This window comes from Nocardia sp. CA-128927, assembly GCF_050955855.1.
Lineage (GTDB): Bacteria > Actinomycetota > Actinomycetes > Mycobacteriales > Mycobacteriaceae > Nocardia.
In genome coordinates, this window is sequence record NZ_CP192087.1 from 8,713,722 (window position 1) to 8,733,617 (window position 19,896).

18 protein-coding genes and 1 pseudogene are annotated in these 19,896 nt (G+C 65.7%); 10 read left to right on the forward strand and 9 right to left on the reverse strand.

The window, feature by feature from the left end; all coding sequences use genetic code 11:
- Positions 1–32 precede the first annotated feature (32 nt).
- On the forward strand, positions 33–1,262 hold the full coding sequence (locus tag ACQPW1_RS40500) for an acyl-CoA dehydrogenase family protein (protein ID WP_433658288.1): 1,230 nt from the start codon (positions 33–35) through the stop codon (positions 1,260–1,262).
- 94 nt (positions 1,263–1,356) lie between these two features.
- Here the strand turns inward: ACQPW1_RS40500 and ACQPW1_RS40505 are convergent.
- From ACQPW1_RS40505 to ACQPW1_RS40515, 3 genes and pseudogenes are all read right to left on the reverse strand, one after another.
- A pseudogene (locus ACQPW1_RS40505) lies at positions 1,357–1,800 on the reverse strand (class I SAM-dependent methyltransferase); the annotation flags it as partial.
- 87 nt (positions 1,801–1,887) lie between these two features.
- Positions 1,888–2,232, reverse strand: coding sequence for a VOC family protein (locus ACQPW1_RS40510; protein WP_433658290.1), 345 nt, complete (start codon positions 2,230–2,232; stop codon positions 1,888–1,890).
- Positions 2,232–2,411, reverse strand: a complete 180-nt coding sequence (locus ACQPW1_RS40515) for a CopG family transcriptional regulator (protein ID WP_433658292.1) — start codon at positions 2,409–2,411, stop codon at positions 2,232–2,234. Before ACQPW1_RS40515 ends, ACQPW1_RS40510 begins: the two co-directional genes overlap by 1 nt.
- 672 nt (positions 2,412–3,083) lie before the next feature.
- Between ACQPW1_RS40515 and ACQPW1_RS40520 the strand changes: the two genes are divergently transcribed.
- The 7 genes from ACQPW1_RS40520 (at position 3,084) to ACQPW1_RS40550 (ending at position 11,082) form a co-directional block, all read left to right on the forward strand.
- Entirely contained in the window at positions 3,084–3,392 is a 309-nt protein-coding gene (locus ACQPW1_RS40520) for a hypothetical protein (RefSeq protein ID WP_433658293.1), read from the forward strand.
- Between the two features lie 88 nt (positions 3,393–3,480).
- Entirely contained in the window at positions 3,481–4,110 is a 630-nt protein-coding gene (locus tag ACQPW1_RS40525; protein ID WP_433658295.1) for a hypothetical protein, read from the forward strand.
- 111 nt (positions 4,111–4,221) lie between these two features.
- Positions 4,222–4,731, forward strand: a complete 510-nt coding sequence (locus ACQPW1_RS40530) for an ArsR/SmtB family transcription factor (protein WP_433658296.1) — start codon at positions 4,222–4,224, stop codon at positions 4,729–4,731.
- A 355-nt stretch (positions 4,732–5,086) separates the two neighbouring features.
- Positions 5,087–6,712: an acyl-CoA synthetase gene (locus ACQPW1_RS40535; RefSeq protein WP_433658298.1), complete on the forward strand. Its 1,626-nt coding sequence runs from the start codon at positions 5,087–5,089 to the stop codon at positions 6,710–6,712.
- 170 nt (positions 6,713–6,882) lie between these two features.
- Complete coding sequence (locus tag ACQPW1_RS40540) at positions 6,883–8,541, forward strand: acyl-CoA synthetase (protein WP_433658300.1); 1,659 nt, start codon at positions 6,883–6,885, stop codon at positions 8,539–8,541.
- Between the two features lie 171 nt (positions 8,542–8,712).
- Complete coding sequence (locus ACQPW1_RS40545) at positions 8,713–9,276, forward strand: hypothetical protein (RefSeq protein WP_433658301.1); 564 nt, start codon at positions 8,713–8,715, stop codon at positions 9,274–9,276.
- 315 nt (positions 9,277–9,591) lie between these two features.
- Entirely contained in the window at positions 9,592–11,082 is a 1,491-nt protein-coding gene (locus ACQPW1_RS40550; protein WP_433658303.1) for a PepSY-associated TM helix domain-containing protein, read from the forward strand.
- Positions 11,083–11,303: 221 nt separating this feature from the next.
- Here ACQPW1_RS40550 and ACQPW1_RS40555 read toward each other — a convergent pair whose 3' ends face one another.
- From ACQPW1_RS40555 to ACQPW1_RS40575, 5 genes are all read right to left on the reverse strand, one after another.
- On the reverse strand, positions 11,304–11,795 hold the full coding sequence (locus ACQPW1_RS40555; RefSeq protein WP_433658305.1) for an FBP domain-containing protein: 492 nt from the start codon (positions 11,793–11,795) through the stop codon (positions 11,304–11,306).
- Between the two features lie 225 nt (positions 11,796–12,020).
- Entirely contained in the window at positions 12,021–12,275 is a 255-nt protein-coding gene (locus tag ACQPW1_RS40560) for a hypothetical protein (RefSeq protein WP_433658307.1), read from the reverse strand.
- A gap of 9 nt (positions 12,276–12,284) precedes the next feature.
- Positions 12,285–14,015, reverse strand: a complete 1,731-nt coding sequence (locus tag ACQPW1_RS40565) for a sodium:solute symporter family protein (RefSeq protein WP_433665466.1) — start codon at positions 14,013–14,015, stop codon at positions 12,285–12,287.
- A gap of 181 nt (positions 14,016–14,196) precedes the next feature.
- A complete protein-coding gene (galK, locus tag ACQPW1_RS40570; RefSeq protein WP_433665467.1) occupies positions 14,197–15,324 on the reverse strand; it encodes a galactokinase in 1,128 nt (375 codons plus the stop codon).
- A gap of 258 nt (positions 15,325–15,582) precedes the next feature.
- Positions 15,583–16,320, reverse strand: coding sequence for a hypothetical protein (locus ACQPW1_RS40575; RefSeq protein WP_433658309.1), 738 nt, complete (start codon positions 16,318–16,320; stop codon positions 15,583–15,585).
- A 460-nt stretch (positions 16,321–16,780) separates the two neighbouring features.
- Here ACQPW1_RS40575 and ACQPW1_RS40580 point away from each other — a divergent pair, with 460 nt between their 5' ends.
- Positions 16,781–17,467, forward strand: coding sequence for a hypothetical protein (locus ACQPW1_RS40580; RefSeq protein ID WP_433658310.1), 687 nt, complete (start codon positions 16,781–16,783; stop codon positions 17,465–17,467).
- 9 nt (positions 17,468–17,476) lie between these two features.
- Complete coding sequence (locus ACQPW1_RS40585) at positions 17,477–19,039, forward strand: diguanylate cyclase domain-containing protein (RefSeq protein WP_433658312.1); 1,563 nt, start codon at positions 17,477–17,479, stop codon at positions 19,037–19,039.
- Between the two features lies 1 nt (position 19,040).
- Here ACQPW1_RS40585 and ACQPW1_RS40590 read toward each other — a convergent pair whose 3' ends face one another.
- Positions 19,041–19,820, reverse strand: a complete 780-nt coding sequence (locus ACQPW1_RS40590) for a DUF6319 family protein (RefSeq protein WP_433658314.1) — start codon at positions 19,818–19,820, stop codon at positions 19,041–19,043.
- Positions 19,821–19,896 lie beyond the last annotated feature (76 nt).

Consider the following 19,896-nt stretch of genomic DNA (forward strand, 5'->3'; position numbering starts at 1 on the left):
CGGCCCGTTCCTTACCTTCCAGGAGACCTCCCATGATCAACCTCGAACTCCCCAAGAAGCTGCGGGCCAGCGCCAACCAGGCCCACCAGGTCGCGACCGAGATCTTCCGGCCGATCTCGCGCAAGTACGACCTCGCCGAGCACGACTACCCGGTCGAGCTGGACACCATGGCCGCCATGGTGGAAGGCCTCGCCGACTCCGGCACCCAGAAGATCGGCGGCGCCGCCGGTGGCCGCGAGGACGACAGCGAGTCGGACACGCACGCCACCGAGCTGCTCGGAAACTCCAACGGCGGCAACATGTCCGCGCTGCTGAACGCCCTGGAGACCTCCTGGGGTGACGTCGGCCTGATGCTCTCGATCCCCTACCAGGGACTCGGCAACGCGGCCATCGCGGCCGTCGCCACCGACGAGCAGCTGAAGCGATTCGGCAAGGTGTGGGCCTCGATGGCGATCACCGAGCCATCGTTCGGTTCCGACTCCGCCGCCGTCACCACCACCGCCGTGCTCGACGGCGACGAGTGGGTGCTCAACGGCGAGAAGATCTTCGTGACCGCGGGCCAGCGGTCCACCCACATCGTGGTGTGGGCGTCGGTCGACAAGAGCCTGGGCCGCGCGGCGATCAAGTCGTTCGTCGTACCGCGTGACGCTCCGGGTCTCTCGGTGGCCCGGCTCGAGCACAAGCTCGGCATCAAGGCCTCCGACACCGCCGTGCTGCTGCTGCAGGACTGCCGGATTCCGAAGGACAACATCCTCGGTAGCCCGGAGGTCAACGTGGAGAAGGGTTTTGCCGGGGTCATGCAGACCTTCGACAACACCCGTCCGCTCGTTGCCGCGATGGCGGTCGGCGTTGCCCGCGCTGCCCTCGAGGAGCTGCGTGCCATCCTGACCGACGCCGGTGTCGAGATCTCCTACGACACCCCGCCGAACAACCAGCACGCCGCGGCCGCCGAATTCCTGCGCATGGAAGCCGATTACGAGGCCGCCTACCTGCTGTCGCTGCGCGCCGCGTGGATGGCCGACAACAAGAAGCCGAACTCGCTCGAGGCCTCGATGTCCAAGGCCAAGGCGGGCCGCACCGGCACCGACGTCTCCCTCAAGGCCGTCGAACTGGCCGGCGCCATCGGCTACTCGCAGCGCACCCTGCTGGAGAAGTGGGGCCGCGACTCGAAGATCCTCGACATCTTCGAAGGCACCCAGCAGATCCAGCAGCTCATCGTCGCTCGCCGGGTGCTCGGCAAGACGAGTGCCGAGCTGAAGTAGTAAGTTGCACAACAGGAAACCGGCGTCGATCCACTTTGGATCGGTGCCGGTTTCTGTCACGTGGTGGCGACGAGGAAGTCCTCGCCGGTCGATGGGCGGAGGCCGCGGGTCGGCTGGGATCGAAACCGGCCGTGATCAGTTGCTCCCACCAGGATTCGTTCGCCTCGAAATCGACTGGCACCAGCCGCAGCCAGTCTGGGATGCCGAAGCCGAGTTCGATCAGCCGTCGCCGCTTCCAGGCTTGGGTGCCGGGTTGTTCGATCTCGAAAACTGTTAGGCGGGAGGCTATCTCGGGTCTGCGCTGGGTGAAGGTGTCCAGACCTGCACCCAGGAGGACGTATTGGGTGACGCCGTGGTCGGCCTGCCCGACAACCAGGTCTTCGATGAAACGGGCGCGGGCCACCATCGATGCCCGAAATCCGCTGGTGCCAACGGGATCCATGTCCGGACGGGAGCGCCAATCGTCGTCGGGGGCGACGAGTTGCAGGCCGACCTCGTCTTCGAGCACGTGCGGTGGCGAGTCGACCCGGACGTGCATCGCCCGCCACAGAGCCACTCGCACGGCAGTGTTGTCCGGCGCCTCGGTCTGCTCGTCTGCTGTCACCATCAGGCGTTCTCCTTACGGTTACTGCTCCGCCGGAGCCTGCAGGCTCCAGAGCCGCCCGTCCGGGTCACGAACGGTCATCTCCCTTGTCCCGTAATGGGTTTCCTCGAGCGGCGTGACCACCTCGACGGTGGGATCGGCCGCGATCGCGTCCGTATCGGTCGCCTTCAGCACGAGCTGCATCCCGGGCGTCTTGTTCTTGGGGACCTCGGCGATGAATACGTAAGGGCCGTCACCGTTTCGGAGCTGACCGGAGTCGTGGTCGGTCGCGAACTCCAGTTCATAGCCCAGTGCCTGGAAGAACTTCGCCGCCTTACCCCAGTTGTGGGTTTCCAGAAACACGGCCTCAATGCCATTGGTCGTCATCAGGTTTCCTTCTCTGTCGCGTTCCGTCGTTGCCTGTCGGCGTCGTCGAGGTAGGCGCGCAGCGCAGCGGCGACCAACGCCGACAGCGAGAGGCCCGACTCTATGGAGTGGTGTTTGACCCGCTTGATCAGCCCGATCGGCAGATACACGTTGAACTGCTTGATCTCCTCGTCGCCCACGCTAGAATGCTAGCATCCTAGAAAGCTAAGCGCTACGGCTCACTCTTCACCGAGGAAGACACCGCAGCAGGACGCCTCGAACTACCTGCACACAGGCGGGGGGACTTGGTAGGATCGGATCATCACGCGAGTGATGCCGAGCGGTAGGACCGCTGCGCTAACAGCGGCCCCACCTGGTGGGTTACCTAGCCAGCCAAACTCGGCGGACCAGGATGAGCGCCCCGGCGATTACGACAGCGGCTGTCAAGATGATGCCGTAATCGACCGGGGCCTTGCTCTTACTCCGACGATGTTTTGCCATTCCCCACCACCTCCTTCCTGGGCGCGATGTCTGGACCGTGTCCATCGCCCCTCGGAAGGAAGTGGCACCACAATACCTGTGCCCACCAACACCTTTCGGCCGCATTCGAAAACTCGTGCGAACACTTCCGTTTCACATTCCGCGACCGGCGCGGCACCCCCAGGCGTTCACATCTCCAGTCCGCGAACGGGTTACGGTATCTGCCGCTATCACGCACCACATCCCTCGTCACCACTCGACAGGAGAGCGTGCTCTATGACAGTTTCCAAAGTCCGTGTCGCCGCTGCCATCGTCGCCGCGGTCGCCTCATGTAGCGGCTTGCCCGCCATGGCATCTGCCGAACCCCGCCGCCGACGATCACCCTCACCGGCGTGGACTACGTGAGTCGCGGCAAGATGATCGTCACGTTCACCTACAACTGCGCCGAGGGCGCAGCGAAGGGCATTACCGCCGGAGTCCAGCAGACACGGCCGTCGGCAAAGGGCGACGAGCCCATCACGACTCGCAAGTACAGCAAGAAAATCACCTGCGACGGCACCGACCGGACGAAGGCCATCGACACCATCGGGTTCCACGACATGGGCTTCGAACAACCGGGGTCGGGCACGGCATACGCCCGGATCTGGAACGAAGACCGCGAGAAGCCGCTCGCCGAGGCCAAAGGCGATTTCGTCTGGTGAGTCACCATAACGGCCCGCGGTTCTTGATCGACAATCAGCGGACGAATTTCTTTCGAGCTGTACCAGAGACCTCTAGGAGCAACTGGATATGGAACGACTGAGCGTGACCCGTCGCCTCGCTACCGTCTTTGCCGCCACGGCGGTGGTAGCGAGTGTTTTTGCTGGTAGTGCCGGTGCCGAACCGGCGACCGTGGACTGGGCCGGTGCCGTGCGGCAGCTGCGGGCGGCTGCCGCGGGTAATCCGGCGGCCGAGCAGGCGGTGGACCGGCTGGTGGCCACCGGACAGGTGAAGGCCGGGCAGGTGGCCTTGCCCGCGCAGCCGTTCCAGATTCCGGCGCAGTCGGATATCGGGCGTGGTGACGGGCCGGGCGTGTACGGGTCGGGCATCGCACTCGGCATCGACGGATTCCGGTTCGGATTCTTCGGCGGACCGGGCACGATCGCGCCGAATCAGGGTGGCGCCAAGCTGGAAGTGCTGTGGATCAACCTGTCCAGCGGGCGCAGCGGGACCGAGCTGCTCTACGAGCACCAGGACGTTCCGGTGGACACCACGATCCGGACTCGGCCGCTCGACACCGGCGGCGGCATGATCGTGGCCGCGGTGTACGGCAGCCTGTGGCACCGCTGGTCGGTGCCGGTGAGCGATGCGAATCCGGATGGGTTCCAGTACCAGCTCGGCACCATCTCGGTGCCCTCGTTCGGCGCCGTTTACAACTGATCGAGTCGACACTTCGGGCCCCGCGGTATGTGCCGTGGGGCCCGAAGTGCCACCGGACCACCCTCGATTGACCTCTTGTCCGGAATTACGTAGTTCCGTAGCTTTTGTGGCGTGAGTCTGGAAGAGCGGGTTGCGGAACTCGAACGGCGGCTCGACGAATTGGCCGACGGCGAGTACGGAAACGGGAAAGAAGCGGCAGTGTCCGCAGATGATCGATGGGCGGCGATCCGCCTGCACGACGAGTTCGTCGCGGATGACGAGCCGAACGGCGGCGTCCTTTTCGCCGGTTCGATCCGGCTACCGACCGACGAGCATTACGGGTGGCAGGCGACGTTCACCACCGGCGACCTGATCGAAGACGATTGGGCCGAGACGGCGGAATGCCTTGCCGCGCTAGGCAATCCGGTGCGGCTACGACTCCTGCGGGAGATCATGGGTGGCCGAAGGACCGCGGCCGAACTGGTCGGCCTGGAGGGCGTCGGCACGTCCGGGCAGGTCTATCACCATCTGCGCCAGCTCGCGGCGGTCGGCTGGCTGCACACCGCGGGCCGCGGACGTTTCGAGGTGCCCGCGGCCCGGGTGGTACCACTACTCATCGCATTGGCCAGCGCACGACGCTGACCGCAGGCTCAGCAGCTATTGCCACCACAGCTGCACGAGCCGCCGGCCTGGCAGCCGCACTGACAGGACGGACCGCACGAGCAGTCCGCCGGTACCGAAGTCGATCGAACAAGCTTGATGATCATCGTTGATTCAGCTCCATTCTCTGTTCGACTACCCCCTACCGGTATCGAACGCGCTCCGCGAAGCGCTGTCAAATAGCCACCGGTGCGGCCCGGCACGAAACGCCGACGCCCGCGCAAGAGACGTAGCCATGTGACACCCGACACGCCGCTGCTACGGTTATGACCTCAGTTACGCCGTTCGATATCGCTAGGTCGAGTACCGACGCGAGTTTGCTGTGGAGGTGTCCGACATGAAGGTGGCGCACGCGATCGAGAACGTCAAAGCGCTCGGGGTGCTCCGGTCTCGCGGGGTCTCCGATCCCCGCAAGCCGCTGGAAACCCTTCGGACAGTGAAGGAAACGCAGATATTCGGCCCGCAGGCCACGCTGATCCGGCACAACACCCGCATCGCCCCGGACTCCCCCGGCTTGGCCGATGAGCGCGGCGAACTGACCTACAGCCAGATCGACAAGCAGACGACCGCGATCGCGCGGGGTTTGCAGGCCGCCGGGATCACCGAGGGCAGCGTCATCGGCGTGCTGGCCCGCGATCACCGCGGTCTCATCCTGGCCATGGTCGCCGCGAGCAAGCTCGGCGTGCGGGTCGCGCTGATGAACACCGGGTTCGCCAAGCCGCAGTTCGCCGAGGTCTGCCAGCGCGAGAAGGTCACCGCGATGCTGCACGACAGCGAGTTCCTCGGCCTGCTCGACGCGCTGCCCGCGGACCTCCCGCGCTTTCTCACCTGGGTCGACGAGGGCATCGAATTGCCCGAGGGCGCACAGACGCTCGACGATCTGATCACCAGCAACTCCAGCGCCGAGCTGCCGAAGCCGAGCAAGCCGGGCGGCTTCATCATCCTCACCAGCGGCACCACCGGCCTGCCCAAGGGCGCCACCCGCGCCAAGCTGTCGCCGCTGGCAACCGCGCAGTTCCTCGACCGAATCCCGTTCCCGTCCAAGGGCGCGCAGGTGGTCGTGTCGCCGATCTTCCACAGCACCGGGTTCGCCAGCTGGCTCGTCGGCATGGCCATGGGCAACAAAATCGTGATGCGCCGACGCTTCGACGCCGAGGCGACGCTGAAGCTGGTCGCCGACAACAAGGCGGAGATGCTGGTCGCGGTGCCGACCATGCTGCACCGGATGACGGAACTGGACCCGGCGATCCGCGCCAAGTACGACACCTCCTCGCTGAAGGTCATCCTGCTGGCGGGCTCGGCGCTGTCGCCGGAGCTCACCATCAAGGCCACCCAGGCGTTCGGGCCCGTCCTGTACAACCTGTACGGCTCCACCGAATGCTCGGTCGCCAGCGTCGCGAATCCGGAGGAGCTCGCGATGGCCCCCGGCACCGTCGGGCGCGCGCCGATCACCTGCGAGGTGCGGCTCTACGACGACAACGACAAGCAGGTCAGCGCGATCAACACGACCGCGCGCATCTTCATCCGCAGCGGCACGCCGTTCGAGGGCTACACCGACGGCCGCCACAAGCAGATCATCGACGGCTTCATGTCGAGCGGTGACGTCGGTCACTTCGACGAGCACGGTCTCCTGATGGTCGACGGCCGCGACGACGACATGATCGTCTCCGGCGGCGAGAACGTCTTCCCGCAGGAGGTGGAGAATCTGCTGCTGGAGCGCCAGGACATCTTCGACGCGGCGGTCGTCGGCGTGGACGACCCCGAATTCGGAAAGCGGTTGCGCGCCTTCATCGTTCCCGAGCCGGGCCACACGCCCGACGGCGAGGAGATCAAGGCCTACGTGAAGAACAACCTGGCCCGCTACAAGGTGCCGCGCGAGGTGGTCTTCCTCGACGATCTGCCGCGCAACCCGACCGGCAAGCTGCTGCGCCGGGTGCTGGTGGAGTACGAGGTCACCAGCTGATCCCGGCGCGGCGACCCCAACTGGTTACCCATCGGTAGCTGCTGTTGAGATACCTGACACACCGGGTTACAGATGCTTGCTATTGTTAGCGATAGCACTGGATCCCGAAGCTGCGGTCCGCACCACCCATCGGCTCGCATCGGGTGGGACCGCCGGAAGGTTGTTGTCGAATGGTTGTCTCCTTCCCCGCGTTGAGTGGCACAGCCCGCAAGGCGGGCGATCTCGCCCTCGGCGTGAACGTCATGGTCAAGCGGCGGCTGTTCAATCCGCTCCGGCTCGATCACGCCCTGCGTTCCGCGTTCAACGTGGTCAAGTTCGGCCCGTTCGCCGGCGTCGCCATGCACGCCGCCCAGACCAGGCCGGAGGCGGGCGCGATCGTCGACGAGCGCGGCGAGCTGACCTTCGGCCAGCTGAACGAGCAGTCGAACGCGTTTGCCCGCGGCCTCGCGGCACACGGCATCAAGCCCGGTGACGTGGTGGCGGTGCTGGCCCGCGACCACCGCGGCATGGTGCTGAGCCTGCTCGCTGCGGGCAAGCTCGGCGTGCGCGCGGTGCTGATGAACACCGGGTTCGCCAAGCCGCAGTTCGCCGACGTCGCCGCGCGCGAGAAGGTGAAGGCGGTGCTGCACGACAGCGAGTTCGTCGACCTGATGAGCGCCATTCCCGCCGAGATTCCGCGGGTGCTCACCTGGGTCGACGAGAAGGACAACGTCGATCCGTCGATCGCGACCATCGAGTCGCTGTCCGCGGGCCAGTCCACCGGGTCGCTGCCCGCACCCGCGAAGGCGGGCGGCATGATCATCCTGACCAGCGGCACCACCGGAACGCCCAAGGGCGCGCCGCGCGACAAGGTGAGCCCGTTCGCCTCGGCCCAGTTCGTCGACCGGGTGCCGCTGCCGCACAACGGCACCATGGTGATGGCGGCGCCGATCTTCCACGGCACCGGCCTTTCCCAGTTCACCATCGGCGTGGCCCTCGGCAACCGGGTCATCTTCCAGCAGCGCCGCTTCGACCCGGAGCAGACCCTCGCGAACATCGTGAAGTATCGGGCCGATTCGCTGGTGGTCGTGCCGACCATGCTGCAGCGCATCCTCGACCTGGACGACGAGGTGCTGGCCAAGTACGACCCGAGCACCATCAAGGTGATCTTCGCGGCGGGCTCGGCCATCGCGCCCGACGTCGTCACCCGCACCCTCGACTACTTCGGCGACAGCCTCTACAACCTGTACGGCTCCACCGAATGCGCCGTGATGACGGTCGCCACCCCCGAAGACCTGCGCAAAGCGCCGACCACCGCGGGCAAGGCGCCGGTCGGCATCCGGATCGTGCTGCTCGACGAGAACCGCAAGCCGATCACCCGGCCGAACGTCACCGGCACCATCTTCGTCGACAACGGCTTCGCGTTCACCGGCTACACCGACGGCCGCACCAAGGAGACCGTGGACGGCATGATGAACAGCGGCGACGTCGGGCATTTCGATGCCGACGGCCTGCTGTACATCGACGGCCGCGACGACGACATGATCGTTTCCGGCGGTGAGAACGTCTTCCCGCTCGAGGTGGAGAACCTGATCGCCGGGCGCGAGGACATCTTCGAGGCCGCGGTAGTCGGCGTGGATGATCGCGAATTCGGAAAGCGGTTGCGGGCGTTCGTCGTCCCCGGCCCGGATTCCAAGCGCGATCCGCAGGAGATCAAGGACTTCGTCAAGGCGAACCTGGCCCGATACAAGGTGCCGCGCGAGGTGATCTTCCTCGATGAGCTGCCCCGCAACGCCACCGGCAAGCTGCTGCGCAAGCCATTGATCGAGATGGAAATCGAAGCCAGCTGAACCGCCTGATCTCCCCGCACGGATTCGCAGCAGAAATCGTGTGGGGAGATCACGTAGGTACGTCGTGATCGGCATGTGATCGGCGCCGCAGCAGCGCATTCGGATTCCAGCTGTTTTTCCGGCGTTTGTCGCTGGGGAAGATGCGCGCAATTCGTCGGCTACTATCAGCGCGTGAGTATCGAGTTCGGCCGGTCCGCCGCGGCACATCGCGGCGCCGTCGCGCGGGTGCGCGGTGGTTCGGCCGGAGCGATCTCGGGAACCATTTCCGTTGCGGCACACGGCTGGGCGTCCGGGGGCATGTCGCCGGACGGTACGACGCTCGCCTTGCTGGTCGCCGCCGCCGCAGTGATCGGCGCGCTGGTGGCTGGGCTCGCGCCGCTGCGTGACACATCGGTCGGACTGATCACCGCGCTGGTCGGCGGGCAGCTGCTCGGCCATCTGACCATGGGATTCAGTTCGGGCCATCTGCATCACGGCGATGCCCAGCTGACGCCGACCATGCTCGCCGCACATCTGCTCGCGGCCGTTGCCGCCGCCATCGTGATCCGCGGCGCGGAAGCCGCCTACCGGACCGGCACCTCGGTGCTCTTCCAGGTGCTGCGACCGCACCGGCCCGCGCCCGTATTCGCCGACCCGGCTCCGCTGCGCACCACCCATCGTGACCGGGTCATCCTGCGAGTCTTCGCCGCCGAGTCGTTGCGGACTCGCGGACCACCACTCGCCGCCGCCAGCTGACCTCGCCTTAGCGCTCAACGCACGAAGCGCGTGTTCCCGCGTGCGTATTACTCGTACCCGCGAACATTCGGCAAGTCGTCGCGTGCCCGAGTCGATCCACCGGCACATCGCAGCATGAGAACGTCGCCGCGGTCGGTACATCGTCACCGCTACGGCACTCGCACTGTGTCGACCTCGCGATGCCTTGCCACACACCAGGCCCTGCCGTGCGCAAAAGCGCTGAATCGTGTCGATCCGACGGCAGCGCTCGACATGTGTTGTCGCCCGAACACCTGCCGCACTTCCCCCACCGGGTTCCCGAACCGCAGAAACGAAATGACCGTGAGCACAACAGAAACCATTAAGCCCGACGCCGAATTACCCCCGCCAGCACCGGAACCCGCGCCGCAGCAGACCCCCGCGCGCGGCAACCCGGTGGCTCGAAATGGGCTGTACGCGTTGGCCATGCGACTGCACTTCTACGCGGGCATCTTCGTCGCCCCGTTCATTCTCGTCGCCGCCGTCACCGGCGCCCTCTACGCGATCTCGCCCACCCTCGAGTCGATCGTCTCGCGCGACCTGCTGACGGTCGAGGCAGGCGGCGCACCGAAGCCACTGTCCGAGCAGATCAGCGCCGCCGTCGCGACCCAGCCGAACCTCAACCTGGCCGCGGTCGCACCCGCCCCGGGCGCCGAGGACACCACCCGAGTGCTCTTCAACGATCCCTCGCTCGGCGAATCCGAGCGCCGCGCGGTCTTCGTCAACCCGTACACGGCTCAGCCGGTCGGCGATGCCGTCGTCTACGGCAGCTCCGGCGCCCTCCCCATGCGCACCTGGATCGATCGCCTGCACCGCGATCTGCACCTGGGCGAACCCGGCCGCCTCTACAGCGAGCTGGCCGCGTCCTGGCTGTGGGTCATCGCGCTGGCCGGTCTCGTCGTGTGGGTGCGCCGAGTGCGCACCCGGCGGAGCCGGAACTCGGCGGCCTGGCTCTTCGCACCGGACCGCTCGCAGAACAGCCGCGGCCGCACGGTGAACTGGCACGGCTCCGTCGGCATGTGGGTGCTGCCGATCATCCTGCTGCTCTCCGCGACCGGCATGACCTGGTCGACCTACGCGGGCGCGAACATCACCGACGTGCGTCAGCAGCTGAGTTGGGTCACCCCCACCATCACCACGGCACTGCCGGGAGCCGCTGCGCCCGAACATGATTCGGGCGGCGATCATCACGGCGGCCACACACCGGCACCAGCACCGGTCAACCCGAGCGACCGGATCGCCCAGGTCGACCGCGTCTACGCGACCGCACGCGCCAACGGCGTAACCCAGGGCGCCGAGATCACCATCCCGGCCAAACCGGGTCAGGCGTTCGCGGTGAAGGAACGGCGGATGCCCGGCACCTACACGGTCGACGCGGTCGCGGTCGACGGCGCCACCGGCGCGGTCACCGACCGGCTCGCATACGCCGACTGGCCGCTGATGGCCAAGCTCACCAACTGGGGCATCCAATTCCACATGGGCCTGATGTTCGGCCTGCTCAACCAGTTGCTGCTGCTCGCCGTCACGATCGGGCTGATCACCGTGCTGGTGCGCGGCTACCTGATGTGGTGGCGCAGGCGGCCGACCCGACGGACGGGACGACCCGCGCTGGGCCGGGCCCCGCGGCGAGGTGCGTTGCGCCGGAGCTCGCCGTGGCTGGCGGTGCCGGTGCTGGCCGCGGCGTTGCTGGTCGGCTGGTTCGTCCCGCTGGTCGGGCTGAGCCTGCTCCCCTTCCTCGCGATCGACGTGCTGGTGGGTGTCACGCGAGGATGCGGACCGCGTAGCTAGTGGTGGTTCCTCTCCGGATGAGGCGGTCTGGTTACCTGTGCGGCAGCCAGGCCGTCTCGACCGGAGAGGAACCTCGCGCACCCCGAGTGTGCTTGCGCTATCGCGGAACTCGGGGTGCGGGTTCGGCGGGCCGAGTGTCAAGTGTCGGCGCATGGCATCTACCTCCATTTCGAATGGTGCGGCTGGGTCAGCTAGCGGACCAGGTCAGCTAGCGGCTGGAGCTAGCTGGAGAGCCTGGCGATGAACGCCTGCATATTGGCGATCACTCGCTCGACCTTCTGCTCGGGGTTCAGATTCTCCCGATACCGATTGCCGAGCGCCGGGGTCTTCTTGCCGCGCGCGTACAACGAGCAGGCCAGGTCGGTGCACATGTAGGTGCCAACCGTGTTGCCTTTGCGTCCGGACGGACCCGCCTTGGCCGCCGTCAGCAGAGACACCCCGCGGCCGGTGTGCGTGGTCAGGCAGATCGAGCACATCTGGGCTCGACCCGACCCGCCGGTCTCGTAGCGCAGCGCGACACCAATCAGCTCGTCGTCATCCTTCGGGAAGACCAGGTAGCACCGGCCCGGCAGCGACGGGTCGCTCCAGCCGAGGAAGTCGAGATCGTCCCAGGGGCGATCGTCGAGATCCTTTGGCACCGGCAGCTTTTTGGCCTCCGTTTTGGAACAGTTGATGAACGACGACCTGATGTCGCGCTCGGTCACTGGTTTCATGGCGTTTCACTCCGTTCTGGTTAGTTGGTTGAACAAACCGAAGTGACGTTACGGGCCGCGCCGGGCATCGAACAAACGCATTTCACTCAGTAATACCTGCTGGTCAGCAACTTGTGAACAGAATCACCAGACCGATCGGTCGTCCGAACAGCTCTGCGAAGCCCCGAAAACACGGAACCCCGCCCGGACTGTCCGGACGGGGTTTCGCACTTGTCAGGGATGAGTTCAGGGGGTTTCCGACGGCTCGTCCGGGATGTCCGCGACCGGGGTCTTCTCCGGCACGACGATCGGGCGCAACACAACCCAGGCGATGAAGAGCAGGGAGACTACACACATCCCCAGCCCCGCCCAGAGGTTGATGTTGATATTGCCGGTTTTGGCCTGATCGGCAGCTGTATTGCTGACCAGGCCCGTGATTACCAGGACGACCCCGTAGCAGCCGAGTAGGGCGCCGACGATGGTGCGGATGTCGAAAAGCATTGCGGCTCCTTATCCGACGACGATGTTGAGAATGATGACGAGAACCAGGGCGATCCCCGCGAGCAGTACCGGACGCTGGTACCAGGGCAGCGAGGCCTGATCCGGATCGGTGCGCACTTCCTTCGGCGTTTCCGAATAGACCAGGCCGACAAGCTCTTCCACAGGTTTGGGCTTGGTCACCTGCGTGACGAGCACACTGACCACGATATCGACCACGAACGCGGTACCGGCGGCCACGAAACTCGAACCCTGCCCGGACAGGTGGAACACCTTGGTCTGATGCAGGATGAAAATCACCACGGCGGAACCGGTTCCGCAGACCAGACCCATCCAGCCCGCGGTCGGCGTCATCCGTTTCCAGAACATGCCGAGGATGAATGTCGCGAACAGCGGTGCGTTGAAGAAGCTGAACAGGGTCTGCAGGTAGTCCATCATGTTGCTGAAGCTCGACGCGATGAAGGCGGTGAAGATCGCGGTCACCGTCGCGCCGACGGTGGCCAGCCTGCCGATGGTCAGGTAGTACCCGTCCGGGCGTTCCTTGCGCACGTACTGCTGCCACAGGTCGTAGCTGAACACCGTGTTGAACGCGGAGATGTTGGCCGCCATGCCCGCCATGAACGCCGCGAGCAGACCGGCGATGCCGACCCCGAGCAGGCCGTTCGGCAGCACGTCCTTCATCAGATACAGCAACGCCTGGTTGTAGGTGGTGTCCCCGGTGAAGTCCGGATTCGCTACCTTCGCCGCCTTGTACTCGCTCATCTGCGGCACCAGCACCGCGCTGATCATGCCGGGAATGATCACGATCAGCGGGATGAACATCTTCGGATAGGCGCCGAGAATCGGAGTGCGCCGCGCCGCCGAGATGGAGTGCGTCGCCAGCGCGCGCTGTACCTCGACGAAGTTGGTGGTCCAGTAGCCGAACGAGAGCACGAACCCGAGCCCGAACACGATGCCGATCACCGAGAGGATGTTGTTGCTGAATCCGCTCAGCTCGTTGCCCGGCCACGATTGCAGCTGCGCGCTGCCACCCGGCGACGCGGTCACCTTGTCCCGCAACCCATCCCAGCCGCCGACCTTGTGCAGGCCGACCAGGGTGAGCGGCAGCAGCGCGGCCACGATGACGAAGAACTGCAGCACCTCGTTGTAGATCGCGGCCGACAGCCCGCCGAGGGTGATGTAGGAGAGCACGATCACCGCCGCGATCACCACCGACAGCCACAGCGGCCAGCCGAGCAGCACGTTCAGGATGGTGCCGAGCAGATACAGGTTGACGCCCGCGATCAGCACCTGGGCGACCGCGAAGCTGAGCGCGTTCACCAGATGCGCGCCGGTGCCGAAGCGACGGCGCATGAACTCGGGCACGCTGCGCACCTTGGAGCCGTAGTAGAACGGCATCATCACCACGCCGAGGAACAGCATGGCCGGGATCGCGCCGATCCAGAAGTAGTGGAAGGTCGGGAAGCCGAACTGGGCGCCGTTGGCCGACATGCCCATGATCTCGACCGCACCGAGGTTCGCGGAGATGAACGCGAGACCGGTCACCCAGGCCGGCAGCGAGCGCCCGGACAGGAAGAAGTCGATGCTGGACGAGACGCGCTGCCTGGCCAGCAGGCCGATGCCGAGTACGAACACGAAATACAGGGCGACCAGGGCGAAGTCGACGGGCGCCGCATCCAGCCGCAGAGTCGATGAAGCGTCTAAATAGGTCGATGCCGTCGACCGCGGTTCGGCGGCGAACAGCGCGGACGTCAGAACTGGTGAATCGGCAAGCGGCACAGCGTCCCTCCTGGCGGTGAAACCGGGCGACGAGCGAAGCGCGCGCGACTCACTCGTCGCCGGCCGAATGGTGTCGGCCGACACCTACTCTGCGTGATTGTGCCTCACTCGTGGGCCACAATCGGGTACAAACCCGCGCGGTCGCTCAGTCGGCGCGGTGCGCGCCGGCCGCCGGGCCGACGACGAACGTGCGCGGCTCGGCAAAGCCGGCGGCGGTGAACCGATTCCGCACGGCGGCTACCACGGCGTCGGTGTGCTCGCGATCGACGAGTGCGATGACGCTGCCGCCGAATCCGCCGCCGACCATCCGCGCGCCGTGCGCCCCGGCCGCGACCGCCGCGTCGGCGGCGGCGTCCAGCGCGGGCGTCGACACCTCGAAATCGTCGCGCAGCGAGGCGTGTCCCGCGGTGAGGATCGGCCCGATCGTGCGCGGATCCGCACCGCTTCGCAATCTTTCGGCAACTGTCAACACTCTGGCGTTCTCGGTCACCACGTGTCGCGCCCGGCGGCGCAACACGTCGTCGGCGATCCGGTCGAGCGCGGTCACCGCATCGATGTCGCGCAGCGCGGGCACGCCGAGTTGCGCGGCGGCAGCCTCACATTGGGCACGTCGCTCGGCGTAGCCGCCGTCGACCAACTCGTGCGGCTGGCCGGTGTCGATTACCAACAGCTCCAGTCCGAATCGCTGGAGATCGAACGGAATCTGTTCGTGTGCAACATCATTCGCGTCTGCCCCGGTGCCGTCAGCGGCGAAGCGCCGCACGTCGAGGAACAGCGCGTGCCCCGCCGTGCAGAGGATCGAGGCCGACTGATCCAGCAAACCGGTAGGCGCGCCGACATAGTCGTTCTCCGCGGCGCGGGCGAGCTCGATCAGCTCGCGATCGGTGACGGTGGGCGCGAACAGATCTCGCAGCGCGATCGCCACCGCACAGGACAGCGCCGCCGAGGACGACAGCCCGGCGCCGATCGGCACCGCACCGTCCAGCTCGAGGTCCACCCCGCCGATCGGGTGGCCGCGGCGCACGAATTCGGCGACCACGCCGAGCGGGTACCGCGACCACCCGGGCACCCGATCACGCTGGGCCGCGAGATCAGCCACCGCGACGAGCACGACCTCGGCTGGTCGTTGCCGCGAGACCACCCGCACCTGCGCGTCCGTCCGCACCCTGGCCTGGCATTCGACTACCAGCGGCAGCGCGATGGGCAAGACGAAACCGTCGTTGTAATCGGTGTGCTCACCGATGATGTTGACCCGTCCCGGCGCAACCCACATCCGCACTTGCTCTCCTGGTCTGTCGTGTCCACTGGCCCTGCCACACGTTACGAGACACGCCACGGGAACACTGCTTCCAGCTGGCGGAGGTGCGCGATTCACGTTCGTCCTCATCACACGACCGGACCACTCGAGGTTCTCGACGGTGGGGAGGAATCATCCGCTCGTGCGGCAAGAATCTATGGCCGAATGATTGGTCTGGAGTAATTCGGTATAACGAGCGATTCTGGAAAACCCTGTCCCACCACCGCGCTTCGATCACAACCCCGCGACCGTGAGAGCGATAGTAATAGGCACCCACCAAATCTGCTCGATGATCTGGGCGCTTCCCGACGACAAGTCCAACACCAGCGCGTTGAACAGCAGTGTAGCGGCCAGCCCGATCAAGCAGGCTGCCGTCACAGACAATCCTGCAGCGGCACGACGGAGCTTGGGGCGCAAGCCTTTTCGCTGAAGTACCTGCCAGGTGGCAACCAAGGTCACCAGCCCTGTGGCGATCGACAGAACCACGTACGTGATGGCGAAAACCCGCGCGGACACGTCCAGAGCAGTAAACGAATTCAATGTCTTGGAGTGGCGCGCGTCACCCGTGAACCAGCATGCGATCATCACCACCGCCCCCATCGCCCATACGGTGCCGACATAACGGCCGGAATGTCGAGAGCCGGTGAGGATTTCGAGCGCGACCGTGGCAAGTGAGCTGAAGGACAGCGTCGCCAGCAGGACGGAGGCGAGCAGTGCGATCGCGTTGCCCGTGACGTTGATCGAGATCTGGTTGAGTCCTTCGACAACCGGCGATACGGCCAGGATGTAAGCGGAACTGATCGCTCCGAACGCCATTGTGAACAGCCGCGATTCAGGGAAGCCCCGCCACCAGCGCATCCGATATACCGTCACCGCCCCCATCACGACGGCGGCCCACACCGCCGGTTCGTACGTCATCTCGGCAATTCTAGGGATGAAGACGAAATATGGGTCATTCAAGACCCAGCTCACGATCGCGACGGTACGGGAGTGCCCGGGTCAGAGGCTCGCGGTCCAGCGGTGGTCACGCAATTGCCAAGCGACACAGGCGTGTCGCTGCGTGTCTTGACGTGGGGTGATTCCGGATGCGGCTAATCAGTGCCGGTGTTAAAATGTGGCCTCGTGTACGTGGAAGTGTTGTCCCGCAAGACTTCTGGCGGGACAAACACTGGGTATCTGCAGTTGGCGCGTAACGAGTGGTATCCGCAGCGGAGAATGTCGCAGCCACAGATGCTGCACAACCTCCGTCGCGAGAACGAGATCGACCGCCACACAGTGATACACCAGGTGGCATCGTTGTCGCGGCTGCCGACCCCGGATGAAGCGTTAGCGTCGACGACACCGGCAGAGCTGGCGTTCACCGGGCCGATTCCCCTGCGGCGGGCGCACGCGTTGGGCGGGCACACAAGCGATCCTGTCAAGCCTTGAAGACATGACACTCAACCGGCCGATAACCTTCGGTCCGGTCCGCCTGTGCACGACCGAAACTCGCTCCGACAACGCTCTGATCTGCGCACTGGGGCTGGCCGCGTACCCACACCATCCCTTGGAGTTGGCGCCAGTGAACAACCTACACATCACCATCGAAACCAAGATCCCGGACGACCAGATAGAGATATTCCACCGCCTTTACGAGGAGGCCTTCGGCCCGCTACGCACTAAAACGCTCGTCAAGCAGGTGCTGGATCGCGACGAATTCCGCGCGGAAATGGTCGATCCCAGGGTGGATAAACACGTGGTATGGAACGATGCCGGGGAACCGATCGGGCTGACCACACTGACCAACCACCTCGACACTGTCTCGTGGATCAGTCCGGAGTACCTCACCGCTCGATTCCCGGACCATGCGGCGCGCAAGGCGATCTACTATGTCGGTATCACTCTTGTTGCGCCAAGTGCGCGACAAGGACCCGCATTTCATGCCATGATCGAATCAGTTGTCCAAGTTCTGGTTGCCGACCGTGCTGCGGTCGGTTGGGACATCTGCTCGTACAACAACACTCGGTCCTGGTTCACTGAACGCGTGTTGACGATGCTCGGCACAGCGAACCTCGAGGTCTCGGTGGAGGACTCACTAACCTTCTACGGGGCTTGGTTCACCGGGGATGGAGCGACCTAGGGGGGGCTGATGACAGTCGCAGAGCGGCAGTCGGCGCGGCGATGCCTGCTCCGAACACGATGGTACGCACTGCTCCTCGGGGTCAGCGGAGTCATCATCGCGCTCCATCTGACGGTCGATTCCGCCCTGATGTCGTATCTCACGATGACGGTCATCGTGGCGGGCACGCTGGCCATGATCGGCTTCGGCCTGTGGGCACACCGGCCCGCCAATCCGCTGCCCTGGTATCTGCTGTCGTGCTCGGCCGTGCTGTCCGCGACGGGGGCCACCTTGCGCGATGCCGACAACAGCCTGAATGACGCGTTCACGCTGCTCGGCTATCTGACGGTCGGCCTCGCCGCCCTGATCTGGCTGCGCCCGCGGCAGGTGCGCAGCAACTATGACCTGCTGCTGGACTCGGGGCTGATCGGGCTGGGCGCGCTCCTCGCGTCGTGGACCTTCCTCATCTCGCCGATCCTCCAGTCGCACGACACCGTGCTGAACACGACGGTGGCCGCCACCTACCCGGTGCTCGACGCGATGTTGCTGACGTTGGTCGCGCATTCGGTGGCCACCTCGACCCGCTCGGAAACCTCGCTGGACCTGGTGCATCTCGGACTGATCGCGGCGCTGATCGGCGATCTCGCCGACAACCTGACCGCGGCGGGCACCGCGACGATCAGCCGCGATATACAGCTGGCGCCACTGCTCGCGGCGTATGCGATCGTCGGTGTCGCGGCACTCCACCCGACGATGACGAGTCTGGGAACACCGCGGCAGATCCATCCGCATCACTCACGCCAGCGCGCCAGCTTCATCGCGGTGGCGTTGATCGTGGCGTCGCTGGTGCCGGTGGTCGGCTCCTCGCTGGACCCGCTGAACAGGGTGGTGGTGTCGTCGATGTTCGCGCTGCTGCTCATCGGGGTGCTGGTGCGCAGCGAGCGGGCCATCGTGCGCAGCTCCCGCAGCGAGCGGCGGGCGCAGTATCAGGCCGACCACGACATGCTCACCGGACTGTTGAATCGCTCGGCCCTGCTGCGTGCGCTGAACCGCAACAGCGAGCGCTGGGCGGAGCAGCCGCTGTGTTTGTTGTTCATCGACCTTGACGGCTTCAAGATGGTCAACGACAGCTACGGACACGCCGTCGGCGACGAACTGATCGCGAACGCGGCCTCTCGAATTCGACGGGTGGTGCTGCGCGACGACGTGGTCGCCCGCTACGGCGGTGACGAATTCGTGGTGCTCTCCCCGCTCGACCGGCAGGAGGCCGCGACGCTCGCCGAGCGGCTACTGGGCGCGTTCGTCCGGCCGTTCGAGCTGAGCGCGGGCGAGATCCCGATCACCGCCAGCATCGGGATCGCCTGCGGCAGCCCGCGCAGCACCGAGTCGACCATCTACGACCTGATCCGCGACGCGGACTCGGCCATGTACCACGCCAAGGAATACTCGCTCGGCTACGCGTTCCACGACGACGCGCGGCACGCGCCCGACTCCGTGCGGCACATGGCGAACGACCCGGCGCGGCACGGCGCGAACGAGTCCGGACGGCGGATCTGGCGCACGAGCACCAGATCCACCAGCACCGCGGTCTGAACTAGTCGACGAGCTCGTCGAGCAGCCGCCTGGCCGCCTCGAGCTCTTCCTGCAACTGCCGCACCTTGGCCTCCTGCGCCTCGCGTGCCGCGTCCAGGATGCCCGCCACCACTTCGGCCACCTCGGGATGCAGAATCTTGGCAGCCTGCGCCACAGCGGAACTCGGCACCGCGAGACCACGCACGGCGCGCTTCTTGCCGCTGACCACATCGACGGACCATTCGCCGTCGGCGGTTCCGGTCAGCGTGACGGTGACCTCGGGCGTCTTCGCCTTCGGTCGAGCGGGTGCCTTGGCGGCCTTGGCCGCGGTACCCGCAGGGGTCGACTTGGCGGCGGGCTTGCTCGCGCCGCTGTCTTGTTCGTCCGATTCCGGGGTGCTCGCAACGGGTTTCGGGACGACCGGTGGCGGCGTGACAGAACTGGGAGTGGTTGGTGTCGCAGTGCTCGTCAAGGTCGACGGCTGGGTCACGGGTGATTCCTTCCTGGTTGTCGACTTCGGCTGGGCAGTGGAAACGGTTGCCGCCCCTCGTGGCGGCTTGGTCAACGTCACTTCTGTCGGAGAAAAGGACAGTACATCCTTCGATCCGGTGGGCCGGACCTGCAGGAAGTCTCCATCGGCCGGGTCGCCGAGGGAGATCACCTTTCCCGACCGTCCTTCCGGCACGCCCACCGCGGCAGCGGTGAACCACACCATGGGCGGTCGGCCGCCGGCGATATCCGTGGCGATCCGCTGAATCTCGCTGTCCGACAATGGCTTGGGCTTGGTTTTAGGCGACGGCATGGTGACTCCGAGCAATATTCGTGGATGGCTGCGTGCACAGATGATGCCGCACCGCACCGACAGATTTGCAGGCCGC

Coding starts and splice junctions, on each gene's coding strand:
- ACQPW1_RS40500 (WP_433658288.1), top strand. CDS start 33: ATGATCAACCTCGAACTCCCCAAGAAGCTGCGGGCCAGCGCCAACCAG.
- ACQPW1_RS40510 (WP_433658290.1), bottom strand. CDS start 2,232: ATGACGACCAATGGCATTGAGGCCGTGTTTCTGGAAACCCACAACTGG.
- ACQPW1_RS40525 (WP_433658295.1), top strand. CDS start 3,481: ATGGAACGACTGAGCGTGACCCGTCGCCTCGCTACCGTCTTTGCCGCC.
- ACQPW1_RS40535 (WP_433658298.1), top strand. CDS start 5,087: ATGAAGGTGGCGCACGCGATCGAGAACGTCAAAGCGCTCGGGGTGCTC.
- ACQPW1_RS40540 (WP_433658300.1), top strand. CDS start 6,883: ATGGTTGTCTCCTTCCCCGCGTTGAGTGGCACAGCCCGCAAGGCGGGC.
- ACQPW1_RS40550 (WP_433658303.1), top strand. CDS start 9,592: ATGACCGTGAGCACAACAGAAACCATTAAGCCCGACGCCGAATTACCC.
- ACQPW1_RS40555 (WP_433658305.1), bottom strand. CDS start 11,795: ATGAAACCAGTGACCGAGCGCGACATCAGGTCGTCGTTCATCAACTGT.
- ACQPW1_RS40560 (WP_433658307.1), bottom strand. CDS start 12,275: ATGCTTTTCGACATCCGCACCATCGTCGGCGCCCTACTCGGCTGCTAC.
- galK (WP_433665467.1), bottom strand. CDS start 15,324: ATGTGGGTTGCGCCGGGACGGGTCAACATCATCGGTGAGCACACCGAT.
- ACQPW1_RS40580 (WP_433658310.1), top strand. CDS start 16,781: ATGACACTCAACCGGCCGATAACCTTCGGTCCGGTCCGCCTGTGCACG.
- ACQPW1_RS40585 (WP_433658312.1), top strand. CDS start 17,477: ATGACAGTCGCAGAGCGGCAGTCGGCGCGGCGATGCCTGCTCCGAACA.
- ACQPW1_RS40590 (WP_433658314.1), bottom strand. CDS start 19,820: ATGCCGTCGCCTAAAACCAAGCCCAAGCCATTGTCGGACAGCGAGATT.